Origin of the sequence: Micromonospora sp. M51 (assembly GCF_018070305.1) — a bacterium.
Taxonomy (GTDB): domain Bacteria; phylum Actinomycetota; class Actinomycetes; order Mycobacteriales; family Micromonosporaceae; genus Micromonospora; species Micromonospora parva.
The window spans coordinates 1-1,510 of the sequence record NZ_JAGPXZ010001075.1; the positions used below are offsets into that span (position 1 = coordinate 1).

Below are 1,510 nucleotides of genomic sequence, written 5' to 3' on the forward strand. Positions count from 1 at the left end.
AGCTGAGTCCCTCGGGGATGCGGTTGAGCCCGTCGACGGCGAGGACGTTGTGCGGCACGACCATGTGTTCGGCGAACCCGCCGTCGAAGTGGTATCCCATCGACACCTGGTTGGGGCACACGGTCATCCGGCCGCGCCGGCACTCCGCGCACGTACCGCAGGGGATGGCGGCGATGACCTGGACCCGGTCCCCCGGCCGCCAGCCGGTGACGTCGGCACCGACCTCGGTGATCTCACCGGCGATCTCGTGGCCCATGACGCGCGGCGGGGCGATGTGGTGGTGGCCGAAGCGGGAGATCTTCACGTCGGTGCCGCAGGTGGAGCATGCCCGGACGCGGATCATCACGTCGGTGGGGCCCGGCGTGGGCTCGGGCGCGTCCTCGATGCGGACGTCACCGGGTGCGTGGAATCGGACGACCTTCACGATGGGTTCCCCTCAAGGATGGTGATCACGTCATCGACACTCGTCGACTCTCGTAGCCGCTGCGCCTGCGCCGGGTCCATCAGCACAGTGGCGAGCTGGGCGAGGATGTCCACGTGCCCGTCGCCGGCGGCCGCGATGGCGACGCAGACCCGCACGTCGAACCCGTCCCAGTCGACGCCGTCGGGGAAGCGCAGCACCGCGAGGGTGTCGCGCTGGACCGACTCCTTGCTGTTCAGCGTGCCGTGCGGGATGGCGACGCCCTCCCCGATGTACGTGGAGACGCTCTGCTCGCGGGCGAGCCTAGCGTCCACGTACGCCGGGGCCACCGCGCCGACCTCGACGAGTACCTCGCCGCAGCGGCTGATCGCCTCGTCCCGCGATCCGGCCCGCTCGTCGAGCCGGATCGCGTCACGGGCCAGCAGCTCAGCCACTGAGCTCACCGCCGCGCTGCACCGCGTTCACGACCCTGGTGACGGCCGGGTCGCCGATGAACACCTGGATCGGCACGATCACCGTGTCCGGCGCGCTGACCCGGGCCCGGGCGACGAGCCCCTGGTGGCAGATGACCACGTCCGCGTCGGCGGGGATCGAGTTGACCGGCGTGTGCTCGACGGTCACCGCGTTCTTCGCCAGTTGCCGCCGAAGTTGGCTGGCCAGCATCACGCTGCTGCCCATGCCGGCGTCGCAGGCCACGACGACCTTCTTGATCTCGGTGCCGTTGATGGTGGACATGTGTTCAGACCTCCTGCTTCGCCGACTTGTCGAGGGTCTCGTCGGGGTCGACTGCCTTGTCCTCATCTGGGTGGTCAGCCGTCTTCTCGTCAGGGCCGACAGCGTCCGCGTCGGGCTCGCCGCGCCCGAAGCCGAGCAGGGCCGAGGCGACAGCGAAGGTGACGGCGGCGGCGACCACGACGCCGAGAACGACCCCGAAGTGGCCGCCCTGGGGGGTCACCGCGAGGTACGCGAAGATGCTGCCCGGCGAGGGGGTGGCGACCAGCCCCGCACCGGTGATCACGAAGGTGCCGACGCCGGCCGCACCCCCGGCGATCATGGCGAGGATCAGCTGCGGCTTCATCAGCACGTACG

3 protein-coding genes and 1 pseudogene are annotated in these 1,510 nt (G+C 70.3%); all 4 read right to left on the bottom strand.

Going from position 1 to position 1,510, the window contains the following annotated elements; translation table 11 throughout:
• Nucleotides 1–424 (bottom strand): alcohol dehydrogenase catalytic domain-containing protein (locus tag KBX53_RS32575; protein WP_210863701.1); only part of this gene is annotated, 424 nt, incomplete at its 3' end.
• Entirely contained in the window at nucleotides 421–855 is a 435-nt protein-coding gene (locus tag KBX53_RS32580; RefSeq protein ID WP_210863702.1) for a PTS sugar transporter subunit IIA, read from the bottom strand. The genes KBX53_RS32580 and KBX53_RS32575, both read right to left, overlap by 4 nt.
• A complete protein-coding gene (locus KBX53_RS32585) occupies nucleotides 848–1,156 on the bottom strand; it encodes a PTS lactose transporter subunit IIB (protein ID WP_210863704.1) in 309 nt (102 codons plus the stop codon). Before KBX53_RS32585 ends, KBX53_RS32580 begins: the two co-directional genes overlap by 8 nt.
• Before the next feature lie 4 nt (nucleotides 1,157–1,160).
• Nucleotides 1,161–1,510 (bottom strand): annotated as a pseudogene (locus tag KBX53_RS32590) (PTS mannose transporter subunit IIA); the annotation flags it as partial.